This window comes from Arthrobacter tecti, from assembly GCF_054511355.1.
Window position 1 is genome coordinate 188,337 of sequence record NZ_JBTNCT010000003.1, and the last position, 25,534, is coordinate 213,870.

Below are 25,534 nucleotides of genomic sequence, written 5' to 3' on the forward strand. Positions count from 1 at the left end.
GTACCCATGGCAGAGAACACCGACTACGCGGGCGCCATCAACGCCGTCATCTGGCCTGGCTTTCTCGGTACCACTGTGCCGGAGTGGCTCGAGGCAGAGCTGCGCAGAGGCCTTGCCGGCGTGGTGCTCTTCGCCAATAACATCGACCCGGGTGATCCCGAACAGCTGACGGCGTTGTGCCGGCGCATCAGAAAACTGAACACCCACGCGATCATCGGCGTCGACGAAGAAGGCGGAACTGTTACCCGCCTCGAAGCCGCAACCGGGTCCTCAGTTCCGGGCGCAGCAGAACTTGGCAGGATCGACCGCGAGGACATTACGACGGCGGTCGGCGCAACCCTGGGCAGGCGGGCACGGCAGGCCGGCATCAACCTCCTCCTGGCCCCCGTGGCTGATGTGAACACCAATCCCCGCAACCCGGTCATCGGGATCCGGTCTTTCGGCTCGGAGCCGGATCTGGCGGCCGAGCACACGGCCGCGATGACCCGCGGCATCCAGAGCACCGGAGTTGGGGCCTGCGCCAAGCACTTTCCCGGACACGGGGATACGGTCACGGATTCCCATGTCGATCTGCCGCGGGTGGACCTTGGGCTCGCTGAGTTGCAGGCGGCACACATTCCGCCCTTTGCCGCGGCGATTGAAGCCGGGACAACAGCCATCATGACGGCGCACATCGTCGTTCCCGAACTCGGAGACCTTCCCGCCACGCTCAACCCGAAAGCAATCGGGATGCTGCGGGAGTTGGGCTTTGGGGGTCTCGTGATCACGGATGCCCTGGATATGGGTGCCGTCCGGCACACCTACGGTTCCGGGGAAGGCGCCGTTCTGGCGATGCTCGCCGGCGCGGACCTGCTCTGTGTGGGGAACCCGGCTAACGACGGCGGAACCGCCGACCACGAGGACTACCTCGAAGTCTTCGAAGCCCTTGAGACTGCCCTGCGCAGCGGGCGCCTTCCGCTGGAGCGGTTGCTGGAAGCCGGCTGTCGGTCAGCAGGTTTCGCGGCGTGGACGCAGGAAGCGCACGACGACGGCGGTCCAGCAGACCTGAGCGGTTTACCATCTGCGCTCCAAACCAACGGCGACGTGCGCCTGCCTGACGGCGAGGTAACCGTGATTGACCTGCGCGATCACATCAACATGGCGGCCGGTGCCATGCCCGACGTTTTCTCAGCCGCACTGGCTGAGCACCGCACGCTCCACTACCGGAAGGCGACTGAGGCTGGCAGCGGGGTCCCGCCGTCGTCGTCGGTTGTGGCAATAGTGGACCGGGCCGAGGTGGGCTCAGCGCAGCGCGCTGCTCTCGCCGCCCTGGTACAGGAGAGGCCGGATGCGGTGTGCATCAACGCAGGCTTACCCGTGGATCTGGACCTGCCGGTGATCAACTGTTTCGGGGCCTCCCGACCGGCCGCTGTTGCGGCTACAGCTAAGTTGCTGGGCATTCAGCCGAGCTGAAGCGCGAAAATCCCGCACACCGCGACGGTGGTAAGGCCCATGCGGACTTTGCTGAACGTCTCGCGGAAGAACAGGACGCCGATGATTCCGGCGAGAAAGACGCTGGATTCGCGCAACGCGGATACCAGGGTCAGCGGGGCCTGCGTTTGTGCCCAGACCACCGTTCCATAAGCAACCATCGAAAGCAGGCCCCCCAGCGCTCCCGGTAGCCATGACCGGCGCACCGCGAGGACGAATTCCCGGCGCTGGCGTGACAGAAGCAGGCACACAAGGGGTACAACAAGGCCTTGCAGGAAGAACAGCCAACTCACATAGGCCAACGGCTCACCCGATATACGGGCTCCCAAACCATCCACCATCGTGTAACCGGCTATGCAGATTCCGGTCAGGGCAGCGAACACCGTGCCCTTTCGGGAGGACCCACGAGGGCCTGCCATCGCCAGTGTGAGGAGCGCACCCGCCACCACGGCTACTCCCGCCAGCTGCACGAAACTCAGTTCCTCCGCCAGGAAAACGACGGCGACGACGGCGACCAGGAGTACCGCAAGCCCCCGGGCCAGCGGATAGACCTGGGAGAAGTCGCCGTGCTTGTAGGCCGTTGTGAGCAGAACGAGATAGGTGGTCTGGAGGCAGGCCGAGACTGCGATGAAGGGCCACGCAGCCGCCAATGGTGCACCGAAGACCAGAACACCGGTTGCACCGCACACCAAATACACCAGTGCGATCAGCGTGGAAGCAGCCAGCCGGTTGGGAATGCCCTTGGCGATGGCGTTCCAACTGCTGTGCAGGAGCGCGGCGAAAAGTACCGCGGCGGTGACGGCAAGGGTCACAGGGCGCTGGCGTGCAAGACAACCCGCGCGCCGAAGGGGAGGCCGTCGGCGTCGTCGTTGGTAATTCCGAAGGTGGCGAGGACTTGCGTGGAGATGTCGGCGTGATCAAGTGCTTCGATCTCTGTGTCCAGGTTGTCCCCGGTGACGGCGATCCAGGCAGAGCGTTCCTGTTCCGTTTCGCCGCCGTGGCCGCCGGCGTCGAGGTGCCCATGGTCAGTGACAACAATGACGGTCCAGTCTTCTTCGGACCGGGCGGGACGGCTATCTATCGCCGCCCGGATGACGCCGAGGCGCGCGTCGCAGCGCTCGATCGCTTCCCTGTACAGTTCTCCAACGCCAACCTCGTGGCCCTGATGGTCAGCCTCGTTGAGGTGGAGGAAGCAGGCGGCTATATCCTCTGTGGCAAGGCGGACTGCGGCGTGGGCGGCGACGGCATCGTCCGATCGTATGTAGTTTTCGTCGTCGCCACGCTCCTCTACGCTCGGGCTGGGCACCCACCCGCGCGAGGAGAAGATGGGGCCGCATCCGTTGTCGGTCACGAGAGTGGGCCAGGTGGCGGCGGCGAAGGTCTGAAGCTCGGGGCGTGCCTTGCGCAGGCGCTCCATGAAGTCAGGGAAGGTGTCGAGCTCCGGGGTCCTGGTTGAATTCCCGGTGATCCTGTGACGGTCTGCGTAGACGCCGGTTGCAACCGTTGACCAGACCGGACCGGAGATAGTCCGGTTCTTCTCGTGAATACGTACCGGTAGCAGCCTTCCGGAGGCGGCAATTCGGTCGAGGGCTGGCGTGGTGGCAGCGAGAAGACAGTCATAGCGGACGCCGTCAATGCCGACAACCAGAACGTGGGGCTTGCGTGGAGAATGAGTCACCTGTACGACGCTACTCTTTCGGCTGAGCATGTATCGGAACGGGCCGCTGCTTTCTATGGGAAGCTTAGGCTGTGCCTATGAATCTCACGCATCTTCGTGCGTTTCATCTCGTAGCTCGTCATGGCGGCTTCGCGGCCGGTGCGCGAGCCGCAGGAGTCAGCCAGCCGACGCTCTCAGAGCAGGTGGGGCTGCTGGAGAAGCGCTACGCCGCCAAGCTTTTCGTGCGGTCGGGCCGGTCCATTGAGCTCACTGCGCTCGGGAGCAACCTCGCATCGATCACCGAGCGACTATTCGCAGGCGAGATGGAGGCGGAAGCCCTGCTGTCCCGATCGCAGGGAAGGACCCGCGGGGAACTGAGACTTGGAACCGCTGCGCCAATCCACGCGGTGAAACTTCTTACCGCCTTCCGCGACAGTCAACCGAACGTAGCCGTGCAGCTGATCAGCGGAAACTCGCATGAGATCCGCGAGAAGGTGATCGCAGGCGTCGTTGATGTGGGCATCATCGCGGACCAAACACCGCATCCCGACCTGCGTGGGCGGGCGCTCGCTACCCAGGATCTGGTTGCGTTTGTCCGCTCGGACAATGTCCTCGGTGCGCAGAAGGCTGTCAGTTTGCGCGAGCTCGTCCAGCAGCCGCTCATTATCCGGGAAGTCGGCTCAGTAACACGGAGCGGCATCGAACGGGCGTTGGCGGACATAGGCATCCGTCCGGATGAGCTGCTGGAAGCGGACAGCCGCGAGGCAGTGCATGCGGCGGTCATGGCGGGGCTGGGCATAGGTGTGGTCGCCGAGGACGAGTTCGCCGATGATCCGCGCCTGGTGATGCTGGACTTCTCCGACCCCGTCGCACCGATCACCGAGTACCTGGTGTACCGGAAGGAGCGGCACGGGGACCACCTGATTCAGACCGTCCTTCAGTGCCTTCCTGAGCCCTGAGCTTGGCGGGTCCGGATGAAAACCAGGGTCACCCCTCATAGCCCTTAGGGCCCGTTCATGGGAACAATAGACCCATGAACGCACTTCTGAACATCATCTGGCTCATCTTCGGCGGGATTTGGCTGGCGATCGGCTACTTCCTGGCAGGAATTGTATGCTGCCTGTTGATCGTGACTATCCCGTTCGGCATAGCGTCTTTCCGGATCGGCGCCTATGCACTCTGGCCGTTTGGACGTTCCGTGGTGGACCGCGGCGGTCAAACCTACTTCTTCTCCACCGTGGGCAACATCATCTGGGTCATCGTCGCGGGCATCTGGATAGCGATCGGCCACGTCCTGACCTCGATCCCGATGTTTTTGAGCATCATCGGCATTCCGCTGGGCATCGCGAACATCAAACTGATTCCGGTTTCCCTGATGCCGCTCGGCAAGGAGATAGTCCCCTCGCGCGGCACACGGCTGCCTCAGCTGCGCTAAGCGGCTTTGCCTCGCGAGGCGGGTTCTACTGCGCGGCGCCCCGGAGGAATTCCTCCATCAGCGGCCCACCCGAGATCGAGCCCCGCTCGCCTTCCTCGACAAACACGGCGACGGCGAGGTCTCCCTGCAGTGCCACAACCCAGGCGTGCGTCCGTGGCGGGTCTTCCGTGCCGAACTCGGCGGTGCCGGTCTTGGCCAGGACCGGTTCGCCGGGAACGTCCGCGAGCAGTTGTGCTCCGCCTACCGTCACGACGGCGCCCATCATCTCGCGGAGGGAGGCGGCTTCGTCAGGAGTGAGATTGCTCGGTGCCGTTTCGGGTGCTGGTTCGGATTCGTCGCCGGCCTCAGTTGAAGCAGACGCGGAAGCCGACGACGACGGCGCTGCCTCCCCGGCGGAGGCGTCCGCCAACAGTGTGGGAGCCACACGCTCACCCGCGCCGACCGACGCCGTCATGATGGCCAGTGAGAGAGGGGACACCAGAACTTGGCCCTGTCCGATCATCGAGGCCGCATGAGCGGTTCCGTCTGCTTCTGTGGGCACAGAGCCGAAATAGGCAGGCGTACCGATGGCCGTATTGATGCCGATGCCCAGATCTGCTGCCGCCGTTGCGAGCGATTCCTGGGAAACGACGTCGCGCTGGGAAATGAAGCCGGTGTTGCAGGACTGCGCCAAAGCCTGCAGGAGCGGAATTTCGCCGGTGAACTGGGCAGGGTAGCCGGGAACGTTGTTGAAGGTCCGGCCTTCGACCACCAGCTCCTCGGGGCAGCTCGTAGGCGTTTCAGGGGTGAACCCGTTGCGAAGCAGGGCGAGTGAGGTAGCTACCTTGAACGTGGATCCCGGGGGGTACTGTCCAAGTAAAGCGGTCTGCATCCCCTCGCTGCCGGGGCCGTTGGCAGCGGTGAGGATCTCGCCGGTCGATGGCCGGATGGCAACGATCGAGGAAGCAGAGGGCTCTTCGGCGAGCACCTCTTCGGCCAGCGTCTGCAGCTGGGCGTTGAGTGTGAGTTCCAGCGGCTCGCCGGGTACCGCCGGCTTTTCGAATAAGGGCTCGCGCGTCTGGGTTTCGCCTTCTCCGGACACGGCCTCGATGACCAGGCCGGGCGTACCGGCCAATTGCTCGTCATACTGCAGCTGCAGTCCGGAGAGTCCGGCGATGTCGCTGGCGACAAGGCGGCCTTCGGACTGTTCAATCAGCTCAGCCGTGGCGGGCCCGACGGCGCCAAGCAGGGCACGAGCGAACTCGCGAGTGGGAGCGAGCGACATCATGTCCGGGATCCCGACCGCCCCGGGGATAGCGTCGATTTCTTCGTTGCTGACCGGGCGGTTCTGGTCATCCCGGTACACGATCGCTTCGACGAACGCCTGTTCGCCGGCGTTCACCACCTGCTCTGTGTATGTTGCCGGGTCAAGGCCAACCAGTTCGGCTACAGCTGCCGCAGAGGATTCCAGTTCGGACGCCTCGATGCGGGTCTTGTCGATCCCCACCCGGATAACCGGGCGGTCCGCAACCAGCACTTCGCCGTCGGCGCCCAAAATCTCAGCGCGATCTGCAGGCGTTCTCGAGACAGCGAGCGTGGCGCCTTCATCCAGGCCTTCCACCGCAACTGCCGGATTCCAAGCAACCTGCCAGACGTCCTCCACAAGCGTGAGTTCCGCCGTCGTTGTGTAGGTCCAGCCAGAATCGCTTTCGTCCAGGTCCCAGACGTGGTTCAGCTGCGCGGTGGCGGTATCCTCGCCGGTGCTTTCGACCCCGGCGACGGTGACCGTCGGAGCGAGCGGGTCAAGCGCGGCGGTGATCTCGTCCAGCTGTGTGGTTGCATCCGCAGCCTCAACGGATGAGAAGCTGACACCGCTCAGGTCACCGCTGGTGAGGCCTTCTGCGAGGTTGCCTGCGGCATCCTCAGCGGTGGGTCCATCCTCGGTGCAGGCTGTCAGCGAGAGCGCCAGGGCAGCGATGGTCAGGACGGAAGCGAAGGTGTTTTTCCCCATGGCGTCCATTATTACCTACCTGTCCGACACTTCCGGACGCGCATACCATCGAAGTATGAGCCTTCCACGTATTGAACTCGCACGCGGTTTCACGGTCAGCCGGCAGGGCTTCGGCGGCATGGCACTTACGGAGGTGTACGGCGGGATCGACCCGGAGGAGGCGCTACTTACGCTGCACCATGCGGTCGACGCCGGTGTCACTTTCCTGGACACTGCGGACGTTTACGGAGCAGGCAGCAATGAAGAACTGATTGGTCGCCTTCTGACTGACCGACGCGGTGAGGTTGAGATCGCCACGAAGTTCGGGATTGAGGGCAGTCCGGCCGCCGGTTACACCGGTGTCCGCGGCGATGCTGCCTATGTCCGAAGCGCCCTGGAGGCAAGCCTGCAGAGGCTGGGGACCGACGTCGTCGACCTCTACTACATGCACCGGCGGGACACCACTGTGCCTATTGAGGAGACCGTCGGAGCGATGGCCGATCTGGTCGTTCAAGGGAAGGTTCGGCATCTCGGTCTGTCCGAGGTGACGGCGGACGAGCTAGCAGCAGCCCACGCCGTGCACCCGATCGCGGCTGTGCAGAGCGAGTGGTCGATCTGGAGCCGTGACGTGGAACGTCAGGTGGTGCCGGCGGCAGCCAGGCTCGGCGTCGGTTTCGTCCCGTATTCGCCTCTGGGGCGGGGTTTCCTTACCGGGACAGTCCAGTCCCAGTCACTTTCGGACGGCGACTTCCGGCATCGCGTGCCGCGGTTCAGTGGTGAGGCAATGGCTGCGAATGCGTCGATCATCGAGACCGTGCAGTCCGTGGCGGTGAATACGGGTGCTACGCCGGCGCAGGTCGCACTCGCGTGGCTTGCGGCGCAGGGGCAGCGCTTCGGGCTGGCTGTGGTGCCGATCCCCGGTACCCGGAAGCTGCAGAGGATTGATGAGAACGTCGGCGCCCTCGACGTCGAACTTTCCGAAGCGGATCTGGACGCGCTCGACGCCGCTGCCGAACTGGTTGTGGGCGAGCGCAGCGCTGATGCCACCTGGGTTTCGAAGGGTCGGGAGAGCTGACCGGGATCGACGCCGCCGACGACGTTGGGAAGGGATCACCGAATGGACTCAAGAGCACAGCCGATTGTGAGAAATGCCGTGCGGGATGATGTCGCGGCCATCTGTCAATTTGGGCAGCAGCACATACGCCCGCACTATGCACCGTTGATCGGTGCTGAGGCTGCGGATAGGCAGGTCAGCGACTGGTGGAACGACGCGCACCTCGGCACCGCGGTCGTCCAGGGCTTCGTAGTCGTCGCCTCGGATGGCGCTGAGTTATTAGGCGTCGGGCAGCGCGGTCGCCACGGAGAGGATCATGTGGTCTACAAGCTCTACGTCCATCCCCAGCATCGGGGGAGTGGGTTGGGCATTCAATTGCTGAGTGCGCTGATTCTGCAGCTGCCTGGTGGTGCTGAGCGGCTGTACATCGAGCACTTCGTGGCCAACGAGCGGGCAGGAGCATTCTACGAGAGGGAAGGCTTTACCGTGGACCGCATCGAACCAAGTCCCACGGGAAACCCGGCCCTTGGAGTGGTGTGGCGCTCCCGTAGTCTGAGATCCTTCGACCGGACTGCGTGAACTTCGGCAGCATATGTGGTCGCTACTGCCCTGATTCCTTATAGCGCTGACTGGTGGGCGTTTACGAGGTGCCCGGCGCTTTTTCATCCGCGATGTCAACGAGATCGCCGTGCTCGAGGGCATAGCGCTTGGTGCGCCGGACTGGCGGATGCTGAACAGGAGGAGCAGAGCGAGCAGGATCGGGATCCCCACCGCCATGCCGATCGTGAAGGGAATGTACTCGCCGCCGGATGTGCCTCTAGGGTTGCCCCATGACCAGCCGCCGGTTCTTCCTCTACACCTCCACCGAAGACCTGGCCTCATCACGCCGGTTCTACACGGATCTCGTGGGGCTTGTTCAGATCTGGGATGAGCCTGACGGCGTCGCTTACGGAATCGACGACGCCGTGCAGTTCTCAATCGATTTCAACCCGGACGCAAAACGGGTCACCGGGTGGTCATTCCAGCCCGGTTGGGTGTACGGGCTGGGAATCGAGTCGCGTCCGACCTCCGCGCACAGTTCTTGGAGCATTCCGCTGGCCCCGCGGCAGTTCAAGGAGGCCGTAGCCAGACTGCAGGCGGCAGGCAGTGAGGCGCTGCGTCCGGAACCTTTCTGGGTTGGGTACTGGAGTTACGTGGTCAAGGACCCGATGGGGCGCACCGTCGAACTCTCAGATCCCGTAAGCAAGGCACCCGCCGATTGGCGACTCTGAACAGGGTTTCGCCTGAGGTGAAACCCTTACAACGGGTGTCAGATCAGAACTTGAGCGTAGTACACTCAACTTAGGTTTTGTTACTGGTCAGGAGGCCCGCATGGACACCAAGTTCACCACCAAGAGTCAAGAAGCACTGTCCGCTTCCGCCATGAATGCTTCCACCGCGGGAAACCCGCAGGTGGAGCCGGCGCACCTGCTCAAGGCGCTGATGGACCAGCGCGACGGCGTCGCTGTCGCGTTGCTTACGGCCGCCGGTGTGGGCGCTGACAGCGTCAGCGTGAAGGCGAGCTCGGCAATCAAGTCGCTGCCGGCGTCGTCGGGCTCCTCCGTTGCGCAAGCACAGTTCTCCCGGCCCATGCTGCAGGTCGTAACGGCGGCGCAACAGGAAGCGGAGTCACTCGGTGACTCCTACGTGTCCACCGAACACCTACTGCTGGGCATAGCGGCCGACGCCGGTGCCGCCGGACGCATCCTGCGCGAGGGGGGTGCCTCCAGGGACGCGCTCGTTGCTGCCCTGCCGGGCGTCCGGGGAGACCGGCGGGTTACCACCGCGGATCCCGAGAACACGTTCCAGGCGCTGGAGAAGTTCGGTGTGGACCTGACCGAGATCGCACGGTCCGGCAAGCTGGACCCGGTGATCGGCCGGGACACCGAAATCCGCAGGGTGGTCCAGGTGCTGTCCCGGCGAACCAAGAACAACCCCGTGCTGATCGGTGAGCCCGGAGTCGGCAAGACCGCCGTCGTCGAAGGTCTCGCCCAGCGCATGGTCGCCGGTGATGTGCCGGAATCCCTGCGGGGCAAGACGCTGATCAGCCTTGACCTCGGGTCGATGATCGCCGGCGCCAAGTACCGCGGCGAGTTCGAGGAACGGCTCAAGGCTGTCCTCGAGGAAGTCAAGGCGTCCAACGGGCAGATCGTCACCTTCATCGACGAGCTGCACACCGTCGTCGGTGCAGGCGCTTCCGAGGGTTCAATGGACGCCGGGAACATGCTCAAGCCCATGTTGGCGCGCGGGGAACTGCGGCTCATCGGCGCCACCACTCTGGATGAGTACCGCGAGAACATCGAGAAGGATGCTGCCTTGGAACGCCGCTTCCAGCAGGTCTACGTGGGAGAGCCGAGCGTCCAGGACACCATCGGCATCCTGCGCGGACTCAAGGAACGCTACGAAGCCCACCACAAGGTGTCGATCGCGGACTCAGCGCTGGTCGCTGCGGCGACCCTGTCCAATCGGTACATCACCGGGCGCCGGCTGCCGGACAAGGCGATCGATCTCGTGGACGAATCCGCCTCCAGGCTGCGCATGGAGATCGACTCCGCACCCGAGGAGATCGACCAACTGCGCCGCGCCGTCGACCGCCTGACCATGGAGGAACTCGCACTGGAGGGTGAAGGCGATGAGGCGTCGGTGGAGCGGCTGGAGGCACTGCGCGCCGATATGGCGGACCGCAAGGAGAAGCTCGCGGCGTTGAACGCACGCTGGGAGGCGGAGAAGGCCGGGCTCAACCGGCTGGGTGACCTCAAGGCATCCCTGGATGGCCTGCGCTCGCAGGCGGATAGGGCACAGCGTGAAGGTGATCTTGAGAAGGCGTCGCGCCTGCTGTACGGCGAGATCCCGCAGGTTCAGCGTGAACTGGACGCCGCCCAGGCCGAGGAAGAGCGTTCCGGAGATTCGCCGGAGCTCATGGTGGCCGAGGAGGTTACGGCTGCGGATATCGCTGAGGTCATCTCGGCCTGGACCGGTATTCCGGCGGGACGGATGCTTCAGGGCGAAAGCCAAAAGCTCCTGCACATGGAGGAGAACCTTGGCGCGCGGCTGATCGGCCAGAAGAAGGCCGTCGCCTCGGTATCGGACGCGGTTCGCCGCGCGCGTGCCGGTATTTCCGACCCGGACCGGCCCACGGGATCCTTCCTGTTCCTCGGCCCCACCGGAGTGGGCAAGACCGAGCTCGCCAAGGCGCTGGCCAACTTCCTGTTCGACGACGAACGCGCCATGGTACGCATCGACATGTCCGAGTACTCGGAGAAGCACGCCGTCGCACGTCTCGTGGGCGCTCCTCCGGGATACGTCGGTTATGAGGAGGGCGGCCAGTTGACCGAGGCCGTCCGCCGTCGTCCGTACAGCGTTGTGCTGCTGGACGAGGTTGAGAAGGCACACCCGGAGGTCTTCGACATTCTGCTTCAGGTGTTCGACGACGGCCGCCTCACCGACGGTCAGGGCCGCACGGTCGACTTCCGCAACGTCATCCTGGTCATGACGTCGAACCTGGGGTCACAGTTCCTGGTAGATCCGATGCTCGACGACGCGGCGCGCCACGAGGCCGTCATGTCCGTGGTGAATGCCAGCTTCAAGCCCGAGTTCCTCAACCGGCTGGATGACATCATCATGTTCGATGCCCTCAGCCTGGAGGAACTTTCGCGGATCGTGGACCTGCAGGTCCAGACGCTTGCTGCACGCCTTCAGGAACGCCGTCTCACGCTCGATGTGACCGACGCCGCCCGCGAATGGCTCGCCCTCACGGGCTTCGATCCCGCGTACGGTGCGCGGCCGCTACGCCGCCTGGTGCAGCGGGAGATCGGGGACCGGCTTGCCCGCGGTTTGCTGGCGGGGACCATCAACGACGGCGACAAGGTGCGGGTGGACCGGCCAAACGACGACGCAAACGGCCTCACCGTCGCGAGCGTGCCTGACTGTTCCGCGGCTACTGGGCCAGGAGGTCGTCCGTGATGATGTTGCCTTCGCTGGAGACAACGAAGCAGTCAACCCGTCGGTCGCCCTCCGCCCAGGTTCCCGACGTCGGCGTGACCTGAATCAGCGTCAGGTCCGGGTACTCCGTGGCGGCTCTCTCATTGACCTCCGCTGAATTGCACAGCTCATCGCCGCGGACTCCGAGGGCCTCATCACCGGGAAACTCCGTGGCTTCCAGGTAGGTGTCCGTGGCAAGCAGCTGGGCGTTGTGCGGGGTTGTGCACGTGACTGTGGTGACGTTCTCGCTCAGGTTCGATCTGTCGAAATCCAGGATGCACGTGCCCGCGTCCAGTTCCAGCGGGGAAACGCTCTCGGCGATGATGCCGTCGGCTCCGGGGGAAGCATTGACCGATGGAGCGGCATCGGGTCCGCCGCCGCTGACGGCATCGACAATGCGGATGATCGCGAAGATCAGCAGGCCGAGTATAACCAGGCCCGCCACGGCAACGATGATGAGCGTCCTGCGGCTGGTGCCGGACTTACCGGTGCGATCCCGTGAACTCTCCTGCGCTCCGGTGTGCTGGTCGCCCCCTGCAGGCGGCAGTCCATAGGCGCCTCCAAGCGGAGCGTTTGGGCTTCCCGGTGCCTGCGGATGCGGGCCGGCGAAAGGCTGCTTCCACGGAGACTCCGGGACCTGCTCGGCAGGCGTGTCCTGCGCCGCGGGTGTGTGGGTGTCCTGTGTGTCCTGCCTGTCCTGCACGGCGGGCGCCTCATGGCCGTCCTGCGCCGCGGAGGTCTCGTCGGTGGCGTCGTTGCCAGTGGCGCCTGCCGGCGGCGCTGGAGTATCCCCGTTTCCCGGGGCTCCTTCCGGTGGCGCGGGGATGCCCGGTGGGAGGGTGATGTCTTCCTCCTGCTGCTCGGCATCACCGGCGACGTTCTCGCTGACCGCGGCGTCCCCAGCGGTGGTGCCCGGCGCGGCTGCCGCTTCCGCCTCGCCCAGCTCGAACAGCGCATCCCATCGGGACCCATCCTCGGCAGAACCCGTCCACCCGGGATCATCACCCGACGCCGCCAGGTTGGCGAGTGCGAACTGCGGATCAGTGGATGCCCGAGGCTCCGACTTTGGCTCCGGGTGTGCGTCCGGTGCGGTGGGATCGGCCTGCGCGGGTGTAGCCTCATCGGGCTGGTGGGCAACCGCGCCGATCGGGTCGTCGTCCGATGCGGAGATGTCGACGTCCTGGTTCTGCGCTCCGTCGTCGTGCTGATCACCGGAGTGCCCGCCGTCGTCGTGTCGGTTCGCGCCAGTATCGCCAGCTGTCCTGCCTGCCGGGGCAGTGCCTGCGGGAGCGGCGGCTTCCGCGGGATCCTCTGGGGGGTGTGGACCGCCGACCAACGTGCCCACTTCCTCGGCCTCCCGCTCAACGGCCTTTGCCTCGGCAGCGACGTCCTCGAGCGAGGCAGCCTCGGCGGATTCCTTGCTGATCTCGGCCGCACCGAGCGACGGCTCGCTCAACTGCACGTCCTCGGCAGAGGTTCCGAGCTCAGGCTCAAGGGCTTCCCTGGAGACCTCTGATTCGGTCAGTTGGACCTCATCGGGGTCCACCAGTTGTGGTTCTGCTACGGCGGCGTCAGCAGGCTCGGGGCCCTCCTGGGCAGCATCTTCTGCCGGGGCACCCTCTTCCGGCTTGTCAGATTGATCGCTCATAGTGAACTGCCCCCTCCTGTGTCCGGCCGTGGTCGCGGGCTGGCTTTGGTCTGATTACCCCTGACTCTAGCCAACGAACAGCTCCCGATGCATGGCTGTGGAGGCATACACCTCCGTTTTCCCTCGTGTTTGCGTGCTGTTGCTGGCACGCCGGATTCCGAAACCATGTAATCTATAGCTACGACACATTGACCGGATACTCCGGGGCCTCGCTGCCGCCTTGCATACTTATTAAGTACAAGTGCCAAGCGACCACCTCCGGATCGACGCAAAAAGGGGGTCACGCCATGGGGCGCGGCCGTCAGAAGGCGAAAGCCACCAAGCAGGCACGGGACATGAAGTACTTCAGCCCGTCCACTGATTACTCGGCGCTGCAGCGAGAGCTCACAGGCCCAGGTAGTCGTGCCTCCCGCCAGAATGATCCGGTAGAACCGGATTACGCGGAGTATGAGGACAAATATGCGGATCAGTTCGATGATGAAGAGGACGACGGCGGCACCCGTCGTATCGGCTAAACGCACCCTTCGCTCTTGCTGAGCTACGCACCCCACACGCGCGAATAACCAGCGGCCAGGACTTCTGTCGGGCCGCTGGTTCTTGCTGTCTCCACGTCAACAAAACGCGAATCGACTCTCCAATAGGTGACTGTTTGAGGGATCAAACGGTCACCTATTGGAGAGTCGATGCAAAGGCGTGTCAGGCGTAGGAGCCAACCAGACGAACCGAACCGCCGTCGACGCCCTTCGCGCCCTGCACGTAGTCAGGTCCGTCGGTGTTCTCGCCCGACGCCGCGTCCACACGGCCCATAACCCACGCGGGAACGCCTCGCTCCGTCAATCGCGCGACGGCGGTGTCAGCACCGGCTTCGGCAACCACGGCCACCATGCCGACGCCAAGGTTCAGCGTGCGCTCGAGGTCCGGCAACGGTACGCTGCCCAGTTGCGAGACAAGGTTGAACACCGGTGGGAGCGCCCAGGTGGAGCGGTCCACGGTAGCTTCGAGGCCGCGCGGAAGAACCCGCGCCAGGTTGGCCGCCAAGCCACCACCGGTGACGTGGCTGAAGCCGTGCACGGCGCCGTCGTTATCGAGGGGAAGGTGGCGGGCGAGGTCGAGGCAGTCAGCTGCGTACACGCGCGTAGGCTCAAGGAGCTCCTCGCCGAGCGTTCGGCCAAGCTCCGAGACCTGCCGGTCCAGCGCCCATCCGGCCTGGTTGATAACCCGGCGGACCAGCGAGTACCCGTTTGAGTGCAGCCCGGAGGAAGCCAGGGCGATGACCACGTCACCTTCACGCACTCTTTCCGGCCCAAGCAAAGCGTCGGCTTCAACCACGCCGGTGGCTGCGCCGGCGACGTCGTACTCGTGCTCACCCAGAAGGCCCGGATGTTCAGCGGTCTCGCCGCCCACCAGCGCGGTTCCAGCAACCGAGCATGCCGAGGCGATGCCGCGGACAATGGCGGCGATGCGCTCGGGGACAACCTTTCCGCAGGCGATGTAGTCGGTCATGTACAGCGGCTCAGCGCCGACCACCACAATGTCATCCACAACCATGCCCACGAGGTCGAACCCGATGGTGTCGTGGATGTCCATGGCCTGCGCAATAGCAACCTTGGTGCCCACGCCGTCCGTGGAGGTGGCAAGGAGCGGCTTGCGGTAGGTGAGCAGCTTCGAGACGTCATACAGTCCGGCGAAACCGCCGACGCCGCCCACCACGTTGGCGGTGTGGGTGGCCTTGACCGCTTCCTTCATGAGCTCCACCGCCCGGTCGCCGGCTTCGACGTCTACTCCGGCGCTTGCATAGGTGATGGGGTTCGAAGAGGTCATACCCGCTCTTTCTTGTCTGCTTCGGTCAGGAGGGTTTCGAGTTCGCTGCCCGGGCCCGGGTCGCATCCGGTGGCGCCCGGCTTCTCGGCGGGGTCGGCCCGTTCAAGCAGAAGCTTGCCGCGGCGGTCTTCCTCGGGAAGTTCGATGGGGTACGTCCCGGTGAAGCAGGCCGTGCACAACCGTTCGCGGGGCTGCATGGTGGCCGCGATCATGCCGTCCTCGGAAATGTAGGCGAGGCTGTCGGCGCCGATGGAGTTGCTGATTTCCTCGACAGCCGCACCGTTGGCGATCAATTCGGCGCGCGATGCGAAGTCGATGCCGTAAAAGCACGGCCAGCGCACTGGCGGCGAGGAGATCTTGACGTGGACCTCGGCGGCGCCGGCCTCACGCAGCATCCGCACCACCGCGCGCTGTGTGTTGCCGCGCACAATCGAATCATCGACCACGACAATGCGCTTGCCGCGGATGACCGATTCCAGCGCGTTCAGCTTGAGCCGGATGCCGAGCTGGCGCAGCGTCTCGCTCGGCTGGATGAAGGTCCGGCCCACATAGGCGTTCTTCACGAAACCGTGCGCAAACGGGATGCCGGATTCCTCCGCAAACCCGACAGCAGCGGGCGTACCGGACTCCGGGACGGGGATAACGACGTCGGCGTCCATCCGGTTCTCCCGGGCGAGCTGGCGTCCCATCTCTACGCGTGAATCGTAGACGGAGCGTCCGGCGATCGCGGCGTCGGGGCGCGCGAGGTAGACGTACTCGAAGACGCAACCAGCCGCCGTCGTCGGGGCAAACCGGCGCGAGCGGACACCGCTCTCGTCGATGGCGATGAACTCGCCCGGCTCGATCTCGCGGATGAAGCTTGCGCCCACGGTGGCCAACGCTGCCTGCTCGGACGCGACAACCCACCCGCGCTGCAGCCGGCCGAGTACCAGCGGGCGGACGCCATAGGCATCCCGGGCTGCGTACAGGGTGCCCTCGTCCATGAACACGAAGCAGAACGCGCCCTCGATGGAAGGCAACAGGTCAAGGGCGGTGTCTTCAAGGGAACGGCCGTCATCGCCGGCCAATAGCGTGGTCACGAGTGCGGTGTCCGAGGTGTTGCCCTGCGCCATCTCGCCGCTGCGGGGCTTTCCGTGGCGGTTCAGGACCATCTGGTACAGGTCCGCGGAGTTGGTGAGGTTGCCGTTGTGGGCGAGGGCAACGGTTCCGACGGCGGTGGCGCCGAGCGTGGGCTGCGCATTGGCCCAGTTGGAGGAGCCGGTGGTGGAGTAGCGGCAATGCCCGACGCCGATGTGCCCGGTGAGGGTGTTCAGGGTTGCTTCGTCGAAGACCTGAGAAACCAGTCCCATGTCCTTGTAGACGTTGATGCGCGTACCGTCACTGGTGGCGATACCGGCTGACTCCTGGCCGCGGTGCTGCAGCGCGTAGAGCCCGTAATACGTGAGTTTGGCTACTTCCTCGCCTGGAGCCCAGACGCCGAATACACCACAGGCATCCTGTGGGCCTTTTTCGCCGGGAAGAAGATCATGGGAAAGCTGTCCGTCACCGCGCACCATTGCTACATTCTCTCACGAGACTTGGTTACGGAAGTTTCATGAAATCAGTCGTCGTCGTGCGTGCGCTCTGCCGTTGCCTGCTTGCTGCGCCGGACGCTGATCCAGTCCAGCAGCAGGGCGACCAGCGCACCTAACAGCAGTCCGGGGAGGGCCAGCACAACCGTGAAGAATCCCAGTACGGATTCGCGGGTGAGGGTGGGATCAGGATCGCCCGTGTACGCGATAATCAGCGCCGCCACGAAACCGATCACAGCCCCTAATCCCATGAAGGAAGCGAATTTCGGCGCCCGACGGACGGTGACCTGGCGACGCTCGGGATGCTGGGGCGAACTCATGATTCAAGGCTACCGGGATCAGGAGTTCCGCTTGACCAGCTGATAGCCGGCTTCATTGAACACGAGCGTGTAGTCCTCGCCCGGCCAGGTCTCCTCGGCGTGCTGCTCCGCGCTCGTGGGCCGTGTGGCCCCCCAACTCCAGTCTTCGGCGTCGAGCACGAGGTACTCGGGCGCGGGGTTCTCATTGCCGATCCAGTACACCTCGGTCTCCGGCACCAGGTAAGGCATCAGCACGACGCCGGTCTCCACCGTTGCACCTGCGGGCACCTGGTCCATCATCCGGTGGGCAGCGTCCCAGCGCGGTGATTGCTGGTAGGTCTCCGGTTTCACGAGGTCCGCGAGGGGCTGCCCGGGAAGCAGCATCAGCGATACCACGCTCACTACGGGTACGACGGCGGCGCTGTAGGAGCGCAGCCAGCCCCGCCTGCTGCGGCGGGCGGCAAGGACAGCATCCACGAGTGCGGCGAAGAGAATCGGCATGAGGACCGCATTGTAATGCCAGTCCGGGCCCCAGTAGGACTCGTTTCCGGCGGCGAACCGCCACAGCAGCGTGGGAAGCATCACGAAGGCAAGCGGAGACCGCAGGAACAGGAAGCCGCCGGCGAGCAGGAGCAGCCACAGCGTTTCGTACTTCTCCCCGGCGGTGAACATGGTCAGCACGGTGTCCACGGGGTTCGCCAGTAGCCCGCCGACATCGATGCGGTCAGCGTAGTCATACGTGCCGCCGGTGTTGAGTGCCGGAAGGATCACTCCCACCGAGAGGACAACCCAGGCGACCCCCCACGCAGCGAGCCACAGTCCTGCCCTCGACGCGCGGCTCTGCCGGAACCGCCCGGCCAGCACAAGGCCGAAGGCAAACACGGTCAGCCCCATGTCTTCCTTCACGAACACCAGCAGGGCACTGGCGGCGACGGCGGTGCGCAGCCGCCCTTCGATGTAAGCCTCCAGTGCGAGGGCCAGCAGCGGCAGCGCCAGCGCGATCTCGTGGAACTGCACCGCGACAGCGGCCTGGACGCCCCAGGAGAGCCCGTACGCCAGGCCAAGAAACAGGCCGCTGGTGCGCCCGAGATGGCGGACGGCAAGCCGCGTGAGGATGAACACCGACCAGCCGACCAGCAGGTTCTGCAGGACCAGCAAGGTAAGTCCGGATGGGAAGAAAGCGTAGGCGGGACCCAACAGGATCAGGAGGGGGTGGAAGTGGTCCCCGAGGAGGTTGAACTCGTGGCCCTTGATCGGGACGATCGGCGCCTCGAACCCCGCATAGGCCTTCGCCAGTTGCGTGAAGATGCCAAGGTCCCAGGACGGGGTGTCCAGCCGGTACCACTGCGTCACGGAGAAGACGCAGTAAAGCGCAGTGACAACCAGCGCCACAGCCCAGGCCTCAGGCGGCTGGCGGCGCAGGGTGGTACCCGCATGGTGCAGTCCCCGGACCAGCGGATGTGACCCGGCCGCGCGTTCCCGTTCGAGTGTCATGGGGTGCCGGCTTGGGGGAAGAGAGGTAGAAGGCTGGACAGATCGGCCCGCTGTCCGGATGCGGAGACACGCCCGGTGGACACTGCATCGGACCAGGTAAGGGTGCCGGTGACCAGCGCGAGCCAGGTCTCGGCGTCGGTCTCGATGACGTTCGGCGGGGTGCCGCGGGTGTGGCGCGGGCCCTCGACGCACTGGGTCACCCCGAGCGGCGGCACCCGGACTTCCACGCTGTTCCCGGGTGCGCGTGCGGTGAGTTCCTCCAGCGAGAAGCGTGCCGCCGTCGTGCGCTCGGTTGTGTCGGTGCTGCCTGCGGCCACCGCGCGGATGGCGGCGTTGCCGGTTGCTGCTGGAATCCGACGTCGGGCCATGATCAGTCCAGGAGAGCCATCACGGGTGCGGCAAGGCGAAGCTTGCCCACCGGGACGCCGCCGCCGAGCACCGGCTGGACGATCTTCTCCAGCACTGGAGCCACGGATTCGGCGTCGATCGCGCCGGTAGCAGCGAGCAGCGTCAGGCCAACCAGGGAGGTGGCGCGGATGTTCCCGTCGAGGACCTTCAACGCCATGGACACACCCGTGGGGGTTGCCATTACGAGCACGCCCTCGGCGCCGTTCTTCGAAAGGATTCCGAGATCCTCCATGACCACGGAATTCTCCCGGCCGCGGCCATGAACGGCCCACGGGTAATCGAGCATCGCTGTGGCGACGGTTGCTGCCCGGGCGTCGGCGTTCTTGTCACCCGGCGCCTTTGCGATCTTGCCGATTCCGCGTGCAAGTCCCGTGAGTGAAACCGCGCTAAGCGGCGCGCCGCAACCGTCCACGGCCCAGTGCTGAACGGTTTCCTCCGTGTACTCCTCGATCACCGAGGCGATGAGCTGCTGTATGGGATGGTCCCGGTCAAGGTAGGTGTGGTGGTCCCACGAGTTCTCGGTGCAGGCCCACAGAAATGCCGCGTGCTTCCCGGAGCAGTTGAAGGCCAGACGGCGGCGGCCCTTGTCATTGCGGACGAGCCAGTTGCGGGCCTCCTCGTCCTGCGGCCAGTCCGGCGGGCACTGGAGATCTTCCTCGGTGACGCCCGCTGAGCTGAGCATGGTGCGGACAACGTCCATGTGTTCCTGGCTGCCCACGTGGCTCGCAGCGGCGAGGGCCACCTGCGCGCCGCGCAACGGTACGCCGGCCTGCATGGAAGCCAGCGCCTGGAAAGGCTTGAGGGTGGAGCGCGGGAAGATCGGTGTTTCGACATCGCCCAGGGCGGTCACCGTCGAGCCGTCTGCCGCCAGCACCACGGCTGAACCTACGTGGCGCGACTCGATGAAACCGTTGCGCTCCAGGACCGCGAGGTCCACAGCGCTCGATGAGGTGAAGGTGGAGGGCATGTTTCCAGTATTGCGCATTACTTCACCGCCATCGACCGGGCGCTGGGAACGTGTTTTCGGCGCGGAACCGGTCGTGGGCGCCCGGTGGATGAGTTGGGGTGTAGCTTGTGCCCACCGAAGAGAACGGCCATCCGGCGGGCACAAGTTTGTGGGTCTGACGGAAACGCTATTCCGCCGAGAACTGGACGCTGTGCCAACCGGAAGCACCATTCGGCACGGTGTCGGTGCGCTCCTCAACCTGCACGCCGTCAGGGTCATAGGCACGCGACCGGATGCGGTGTGAGCCGGGCTCCAACTGCACTTCGTGTGTCCACTGCCGCCAGGTGTCGACGGTGTACTCTGCCGCGAGTGTGGCTTCCTCCCACGGTCCGTCGTCGATCTGCACTTCGACCTTGTCGATGCCACGGTTCTGCGCCCACGCCGTTCCGCCCGCGCGGTACGTTCCGGCGGCGACGTTCGCGAACGGCTTGGGGACCTCGACGCGGGACTGTGTCTTGATCGGGCCCTTCTCGGACCAGCCGCGGTCCGTCCAGTAGGCAGTGGCGTCAGCGAAACGGGTCACCTCAAGGTCAACCACCCACTTGGTCGCCGAGACGTAACCGTAGAGACCGGGCACCACCATGCGTACCGGATAGCCGTGTTCAAGGGGAAGCGGTTCGTCATTCATGGCGATTGCGAAGATGGCGTCCCGTTCATCCTGCAGGATCGGCAGGGGAGTGGAGGCGCTGAAGCCGTCAGTACTGGTGGACAGAACCATGTCTGCGCCCTCGGTGGGCCGTGCCCGTTCCAGCAGTTTGCGAATCGGGTACCCGAGCCACTTCGCGTTGCCGACAAGATCCCCGCCGATGGGATTGGACACGCAGGTCAGGGTGATGTGCCGTTCGATCAGTTCGGAGTCCAGCAGGTCCTGGAAGTTCATCCGGATCTCTTCCTCAACCATGCCGTGGATCCGCAGTTCCCAGGTATCGACGTCGATGGTCGGCACCTGCAGCGCCGTATCGATCCGGTAGAAGTCCGGATTGGGAGTCAGCCAGGGATCCACGCCCTCCACCGCTACGTCCACGCCCTCCGGCACAGGCTTGGCAGTATCCACCGGGTCCGGGAAGCTGAGCTGCCGGCGGGCGGCGTTGACGGTATTGCGGGCAGCGCTGATTACGGCGCCTCCGGCGGCGGTTGCACCGGCGACGACGGCGATCACCCCGGCTGCAGCGAAGAACGCGCGCCTGCTGGTGCCGGTCTTGGCCCGCTCAGACGACGGTTCGCCGGCGCTGTAGACGCCGTCGTCGTCTGCTTGGGCTGCAGCGGGCGCGGCCGCGTGGAGCTTGATGATCATCCAGCGGAGGGCTGCCAGTCCGGCGAGCGTGCCGATCACCGAGGGCACGGCGTCGAGCGGTGACGCTCCGGCACGGGACACGACGGCGGCAACCATCACCGCGCCCATGAACAGGACGCCCGCGACGCCGAGGATCCAGCGGCGCCACGCCAGGTAGCCCAGGACGGCGGCGAGGACCACGATAGTGACGGCCATGCCGATGAAGAGCGCGAGCTTGTCATTGGTGCCGAACGTGTCGATCGCGAAGTCCTTCAGCCAGGCAGGCGTGAAGTCGATAAAGGTTGAGCCCAGGGCAATCAGCGGGGCCGAACGGGTGGAGAAGAAGGACCCGGCAAGTTCCGCGACGCCGAGCACCAGGCCCGCGGCGAGGACACCGGCGAGCATGGCGAAACTGGATGCCCTGCGGCTGGACTTTCGAACGGCTTTCATACTGTTGATTCGGAGAGAGGCGCGGCGGGTATTGGTGAGTGCTACTTCACAGTAGCCCCGTGCAGTAGTTCGCGCAGTACCGAGCCAGTACCCTGAAGTACTGTGAAGGTTCTTGTGATTGGCCCCGGAGGCCGCGAACACGCCATTGTCCGAGCACTCCTGACTGATCCCTTCGTTCGCGAAGTGCATGCCGCGCCGGGTAACGCGGGCATCGCCCAGGTGGTCCCTACGCACCAGATCGACGCGAATAGTCCCGCCGCCGTGACCGAGCTGGCTACCCGGCTCGGTGCGGACCTGGTGGTTGTGGGTCCTGAGGCACCGCTGGCCGCCGGAGTTGCGGACGCGCTGATCGACGCCGGAGTTCCGGTCTTCGGGCCCACCCGCGCGGCTGCCCAACTGGAGGCATCCAAGGCCTTCGCCAAGCAGGTCATGGCTGCGGCTGGAGTCCCGACGGCGATGGCAAAGGTCGCGCAGACCCCTGAGGAGGCCGCCGAGGCGCTGGACTCGTTCGGCGCACCGTACGTTGTGAAGGACGACGGCCTTGCTGCAGGCAAGGGCGTGGTGGTCACCCCCGACCGGAACGCGGCGCTTCTGCACGCGCAGGCGTGTTTCGACGCCGGCGGTTCTGTGGTGATCGAGGAATTCCTCGACGGACCGGAAGTCTCCCTGTTTGTCCTCTCGGACGGTTCCACGGTGGTGCCGCTTGCCCCAGCCCAGGATTTCAAGCGCATTTTCGACAACGACGAGGGCCCCAATACCGGTGGCATGGGTGCGTATTCCCCGCTTGAGTGGGTGCCCACGGGCCTGGTTGATGAAGTCATCGAGCGCGTGGCGCAGCCGACCATCGACGAAATGGCCCGTCGCGGCACGCCGTTCACGGGTGTCCTCTACTGTGGGCTGGCGCTGACATCGCGCGGCCTGCGCGTCATCGAATTCAACGCCCGCTTCGGCGACCCCGAAACCCAGGCGGTCCTCGCCCGGCTGAAGACCCCACTCGGGGGAGTGCTCCTCGCGGCGGCCAAGGGCGAACTGGGGACCGTCGATAACCTGCACTGGTCGTCCCAGGCGGCCGTCGCCGTCGTACTGGCCTCCGCGAACTATCCCGACGCTCCACGGACCGGTGATCCGATCGGCGGGCTGGACGAGGTGGAGGAGCTTGCTGGCGTGCACGTGCTGCACGCCGGGACAGCGCTCGCCGGCGACGGCACGGTGGTGTCGGCAGGCGGGCGGGTGCTCGCCGTCGTCGGGCTTGGTGAGGACCTGGCCCAGGCGCGGAAGAAAGCGTACGACGGCGTCGGCCGCCTCAAGCTCGACGGTGGCCAATGCCGGACGGACATCGCGGCCAAGGCTGCACGCGGTGATGTTGTTGTGGCGGAAGGTCTCTGATGGCGGCGCAGGAAATCGCAGGGTGGCGGCACCTCTACTCGGGCAAGGTCCGGGACCTCTATGAGCCGGAATCGGGTGCTGATGACCGCGTGCTGGTGGTGGCGAGCGACCGCATCAGCGCCTATGACTACGTGCTGTCCTCCGAGATTCCGGACAAGGGGCGGGTGCTGACGCAGCTGAGCCTGTGGTGGTTCGAGCAGTTGTCCGGCGTGCCGAATCATGTCCTTTCAACAGATGTCCCGGCGGAGGTTGCCGGGCGGGCGATGATCTGCCGGCGGCTCGAGATGTACCCGGTGGAGTGCATTGCGCGCGGCTACCTGACCGGCTCCGGGCTGGCGGAGTACCGGGACTCTCAAACCGTGTGCTCTCTGCCGCTGCCTCCCGGGCTGGTTGATGGTTCCCGGCTGGAGAAGCCGATCTTCACGCCGTCCGCGAAGGCCGAGGTGGGGGAGCACGACGAGAACATCACCTACGACGCCGTCGTCATGATGGTGGGCGATGACCTTGCGGCGAAGCTGCGGTCTTTGACGCTGGACATCTACTCGCGGGCGGAGACCATTGCCCGTGACCGGGGAATCATCCTCGCGGACACGAAGGTGGAGTTCGGCATGTCCTCCACGGGTGAGGTCACGCTGGGGGATGAGGTCCTGACTCCGGATTCCTCCCGTTTCTGGGACGCTGCCCTGTATTCGCCGGGGCAGGCGCAGGCGTCCTTCGACAAGCAGTTTGTGCGGGACTGGCTGACATCCGACGACGCCGGGTGGGACCGCGTCTCTGAGCCCCCCGCGCTGCCGGCCGAGGTTGTGGAGAAGACCCGGGCACGGTACACCGAGGCGTTCGAGCGCCTCACGGGTAAGGCCTTTTCGTAACCAATTTGCACCCTTGATTTCGGCGCCCGTTTCGCGCGCCGGGAGTAAAATGTGAGTGCTGGGGAACCGTGACTGGAACACCTGCCGCGGTACTTTTACCTGGCAGGTGGTTCACATGATGTCCCGATCAGCACGGCGCTTTGTGGTGGCGCTGTTCACGTCTCTGGCGCTGGTTCTTGGATTGGCGCCCTCCAACGCCCCGCCCGCCCAGGCGGCGCCACTGTTCGGCCACGATGTGTCCTGGCCGCAGTGCCCGTCCACGCAGGGTGGGTTTGGGCTGCCGATGCCGCCGCCGTCGTCGCAGTTCATCATTATCGGCCTGACCAAGGGGCTGGCGTTCACGGAGAACCCGTGTCTTGCCAGCCAGGTGACCTGGGCGCGAACCAACGGCAAGCCATCCCACGGTTATGCGATGGCGACCTTCCCCACGGCGGCGCAGCTCTCCACCTACCGGTCCCAGGGGCCGTGGTCCTCCAGCACCCGCGCTGGGCAGTTGTCCAACGTGGGCTATTCCGAGGCGCGGTTTGCCGTTGCCAGCATGAACCGGATCGGATTCCGGCCGCCGGTGGTCTGGATCGACGTGGAGCCGAGGCCGGCACAGCCCTGGCCAACCGGTACTGCCCAGCGCGAGCGCGAGAACCGTTGGGTGATAGAGGGGCTTATGAGGGGCCTGCGGGACGCCGGCTTTTCCTATGGCTTCTACTCCTACACCGCGGGGTGGCAGGAGATCACCGGCTCCTGGCGGCTTCCCGGGGTGCCGGTGTGGGCCACGGCGGGACGCCTGGACTACCCGAACGAGGCGCTGGACCGCTGCACCCAGCCAAGCTTTTCGGGCGGACGCGTGTACATCTCGCAGTGGTATGACGACACGCGGGACTATAACAGGACCTGCGACCCGTATGCGTTCACGCCTCTGGCCATCCCGGCGTCGACCCTGTCAGGACCGTCGATGGACTTCAACGGTGATTGGAATCACGACCTCCTTGCCCGTGCGCGCGCCAACGGAGACCTGCGCAACTACGCCGGAACAGGCAGGGGATCCTTGCTGCAGGGCGCCTTCATAGGGCGTGGTTGGGCGATCTACAACACGCTTCACACCCCCGGCGACCTCAACAGCGACGGCGCCGGGGACATCCTGGTACGCGACGCCATAGGTAACGGAAACTTGTGGCTCTACCGCGGCACAGGCAAGGGCGGGCATTCCGCTCGGGCCTGGGCGGGCGGCGGTTGGGAACCGTACACCATCGTCGCCCCCGGTGACTTCAACGGCGACCAGCGGGCAGACCTCCTTGCCCGCGAGAGAGCCAACGGTGTCCTTTGGCTCTACCCGGGCAACGGCGCCGGCGGCTGGTTTCCACGAGTCAGGGTGGGTGGGGGCTGGAACCCCTACACCATGATTGGCCCAGGCGATTTCAACGGCGACGGAACGGCCGACATCCTGGCGCGTGAGGACGCCACGGGGTCCATGTGGCTCTACCCCGGCAACGGGCGCGGCGGCTGGTTGCCCCGCTTCCTGGTGGGCGGCGGCTGGAAGCCGTACTCCATTGCGGCGCCGGGGGACTTCAACGGCGACCGCACGGCCGATGTGGTTGCGCGGGACAGCGGCGGGAGTCTGTGGCTGTATCCCGGGAACGGTCGCGGCGGTTTGCTCCCACGCGTGTACCTCGGGGGCGGGTGGTGGACCATCGATGCAATCTTCTGATC

General features: G+C 65.2%; 22 protein-coding genes. 11 read left to right on the forward strand and 11 right to left on the reverse strand.

Going from position 1 to position 25,534, the window contains the following annotated elements; genetic code table 11:
- Positions 1-6 precede the first annotated feature (6 nt).
- A complete protein-coding gene (locus ACX80C_RS05615) occupies positions 7-1,452 on the forward strand; it encodes a glycoside hydrolase family 3 protein (RefSeq protein WP_459325295.1) in 1,446 nt (481 codons plus the stop codon).
- Here ACX80C_RS05615 and ACX80C_RS05620 read toward each other — a convergent pair.
- Positions 1,440-2,282 carry an EamA family transporter gene (locus tag ACX80C_RS05620; RefSeq protein WP_459325296.1) on the reverse strand — a complete coding sequence of 281 codons (843 nt, stop codon included), beginning with the start codon at positions 2,280-2,282 and terminating at the stop codon, positions 1,440-1,442. The genes ACX80C_RS05615 and ACX80C_RS05620 overlap by 13 nt on opposite strands.
- The gene (locus ACX80C_RS05625; RefSeq protein WP_459325298.1) at positions 2,279-3,148 is read right to left on the reverse strand and encodes an alkaline phosphatase family protein; all 870 of its coding nucleotides are present in this window, start codon (positions 3,146-3,148) and stop codon (positions 2,279-2,281) included. Before ACX80C_RS05625 ends, ACX80C_RS05620 begins: the two co-directional genes overlap by 4 nt.
- Positions 3,149-3,225: 77 nt before the next feature.
- Between ACX80C_RS05625 and ACX80C_RS05630 the strand changes: the two genes are divergently transcribed.
- Together ACX80C_RS05630 and ACX80C_RS05635 are read left to right on the forward strand one after the other, a co-directional pair.
- Entirely contained in the window at positions 3,226-4,086 is an 861-nt protein-coding gene (locus ACX80C_RS05630; RefSeq protein ID WP_459325300.1) for a LysR substrate-binding domain-containing protein, read from the forward strand.
- A gap of 74 nt (positions 4,087-4,160) precedes the next feature.
- Positions 4,161-4,562 (forward strand): YccF domain-containing protein, encoded by a 402-nt coding sequence (locus ACX80C_RS05635; RefSeq protein ID WP_459325301.1) that lies wholly within the window; start codon positions 4,161-4,163, stop codon positions 4,560-4,562.
- 25 nt (positions 4,563-4,587) lie between these two features.
- Here ACX80C_RS05635 and ACX80C_RS05640 read toward each other — a convergent pair whose 3' ends face one another.
- Positions 4,588-6,552, reverse strand: a complete 1,965-nt coding sequence (locus tag ACX80C_RS05640) for a penicillin-binding transpeptidase domain-containing protein (RefSeq protein ID WP_459325302.1) — start codon at positions 6,550-6,552, stop codon at positions 4,588-4,590.
- Between the two features lie 55 nt (positions 6,553-6,607).
- Here ACX80C_RS05640 and ACX80C_RS05645 point away from each other — a divergent pair, with 55 nt between their 5' ends.
- The 4 genes from ACX80C_RS05645 to clpB all read left to right on the forward strand — a co-directional run bounded on the left by ACX80C_RS05645 (position 6,608) and on the right by clpB (position 11,587).
- On the forward strand, positions 6,608-7,606 hold the full coding sequence (locus ACX80C_RS05645) for an aldo/keto reductase (RefSeq protein WP_459325303.1): 999 nt from the start codon (positions 6,608-6,610) through the stop codon (positions 7,604-7,606).
- A 42-nt stretch (positions 7,607-7,648) separates the two neighbouring features.
- Positions 7,649-8,164, forward strand: coding sequence for a GNAT family N-acetyltransferase (locus ACX80C_RS05650; RefSeq protein ID WP_459325304.1), 516 nt, complete (start codon positions 7,649-7,651; stop codon positions 8,162-8,164).
- Between the two features lie 251 nt (positions 8,165-8,415).
- Complete coding sequence (locus ACX80C_RS05655; RefSeq protein WP_459325306.1) at positions 8,416-8,856, forward strand: VOC family protein; 441 nt, start codon at positions 8,416-8,418, stop codon at positions 8,854-8,856.
- Between the two features lie 100 nt (positions 8,857-8,956).
- Positions 8,957-11,587 (forward strand): ATP-dependent chaperone ClpB, encoded by a 2,631-nt coding sequence (gene clpB, locus ACX80C_RS05660; RefSeq protein ID WP_459325307.1) that lies wholly within the window; start codon positions 8,957-8,959, stop codon positions 11,585-11,587.
- Here the strand turns inward: clpB and ACX80C_RS05665 are convergent.
- Positions 11,562-13,253: a hypothetical protein gene (locus ACX80C_RS05665; protein ID WP_459325308.1), complete on the reverse strand. Its 1,692-nt coding sequence runs from the start codon at positions 13,251-13,253 to the stop codon at positions 11,562-11,564. The two genes, clpB and ACX80C_RS05665, sit on opposite strands and share 26 nt — an antisense overlap.
- A gap of 287 nt (positions 13,254-13,540) precedes the next feature.
- Here ACX80C_RS05665 and ACX80C_RS05670 point away from each other — a divergent pair, with 287 nt between their 5' ends.
- A complete protein-coding gene (locus ACX80C_RS05670) occupies positions 13,541-13,768 on the forward strand; it encodes a DUF3073 domain-containing protein (RefSeq protein ID WP_459325309.1) in 228 nt (75 codons plus the stop codon).
- A 181-nt stretch (positions 13,769-13,949) separates the two neighbouring features.
- Here ACX80C_RS05670 and purM read toward each other — a convergent pair whose 3' ends face one another.
- The 7 genes from purM to ACX80C_RS05705 form a co-directional block, all read right to left on the reverse strand.
- Positions 13,950-15,074, reverse strand: a complete 1,125-nt coding sequence (gene purM, locus ACX80C_RS05675; RefSeq protein ID WP_459325310.1) for a phosphoribosylformylglycinamidine cyclo-ligase — start codon at positions 15,072-15,074, stop codon at positions 13,950-13,952.
- The gene (gene purF, locus ACX80C_RS05680) at positions 15,071-16,630 is read right to left on the reverse strand and encodes an amidophosphoribosyltransferase (RefSeq protein ID WP_459325311.1); all 1,560 of its coding nucleotides are present in this window, start codon (positions 16,628-16,630) and stop codon (positions 15,071-15,073) included. The genes purM and purF overlap by 4 nt, the downstream gene beginning before the upstream one ends.
- A 44-nt stretch (positions 16,631-16,674) precedes the next feature.
- Positions 16,675-16,965 (reverse strand): hypothetical protein, encoded by a 291-nt coding sequence (locus ACX80C_RS05685; protein ID WP_459325312.1) that lies wholly within the window; start codon positions 16,963-16,965, stop codon positions 16,675-16,677.
- A gap of 18 nt (positions 16,966-16,983) precedes the next feature.
- Positions 16,984-18,438, reverse strand: a complete 1,455-nt coding sequence (locus ACX80C_RS05690) for a DUF2079 domain-containing protein (protein ID WP_459325313.1) — start codon at positions 18,436-18,438, stop codon at positions 16,984-16,986.
- Positions 18,435-18,806 carry a sterol carrier family protein gene (locus tag ACX80C_RS05695; RefSeq protein WP_459325314.1) on the reverse strand — a complete coding sequence of 124 codons (372 nt, stop codon included), beginning with the start codon at positions 18,804-18,806 and terminating at the stop codon, positions 18,435-18,437. Before ACX80C_RS05695 ends, ACX80C_RS05690 begins: the two co-directional genes overlap by 4 nt.
- 2 nt (positions 18,807-18,808) lie before the next feature.
- Positions 18,809-19,813 (reverse strand): asparaginase, encoded by a 1,005-nt coding sequence (locus ACX80C_RS05700; RefSeq protein ID WP_459325315.1) that lies wholly within the window; start codon positions 19,811-19,813, stop codon positions 18,809-18,811.
- Positions 19,814-19,979: 166 nt separating this feature from the next.
- A complete protein-coding gene (locus ACX80C_RS05705; RefSeq protein ID WP_459325316.1) occupies positions 19,980-21,575 on the reverse strand; it encodes a molybdopterin-dependent oxidoreductase in 1,596 nt (531 codons plus the stop codon).
- Positions 21,576-21,677: 102 nt separating this feature from the next.
- On the opposite strand from ACX80C_RS05705, the gene purD reads away from it, so the two are divergent.
- From purD to ACX80C_RS05720, 3 genes are all read left to right on the forward strand, one after another.
- Entirely contained in the window at positions 21,678-22,961 is a 1,284-nt protein-coding gene (purD, locus tag ACX80C_RS05710; RefSeq protein WP_459325317.1) for a phosphoribosylamine--glycine ligase, read from the forward strand.
- On the forward strand, positions 22,961-23,830 hold the full coding sequence (locus tag ACX80C_RS05715) for a phosphoribosylaminoimidazolesuccinocarboxamide synthase (RefSeq protein WP_459325318.1): 870 nt from the start codon (positions 22,961-22,963) through the stop codon (positions 23,828-23,830). The genes purD and ACX80C_RS05715 overlap by 1 nt, the downstream gene beginning before the upstream one ends.
- A gap of 115 nt (positions 23,831-23,945) precedes the next feature.
- Positions 23,946-25,532 (forward strand): FG-GAP-like repeat-containing protein, encoded by a 1,587-nt coding sequence (locus ACX80C_RS05720; RefSeq protein ID WP_459325319.1) that lies wholly within the window; start codon positions 23,946-23,948, stop codon positions 25,530-25,532.
- Positions 25,533-25,534 lie beyond the last annotated feature (2 nt).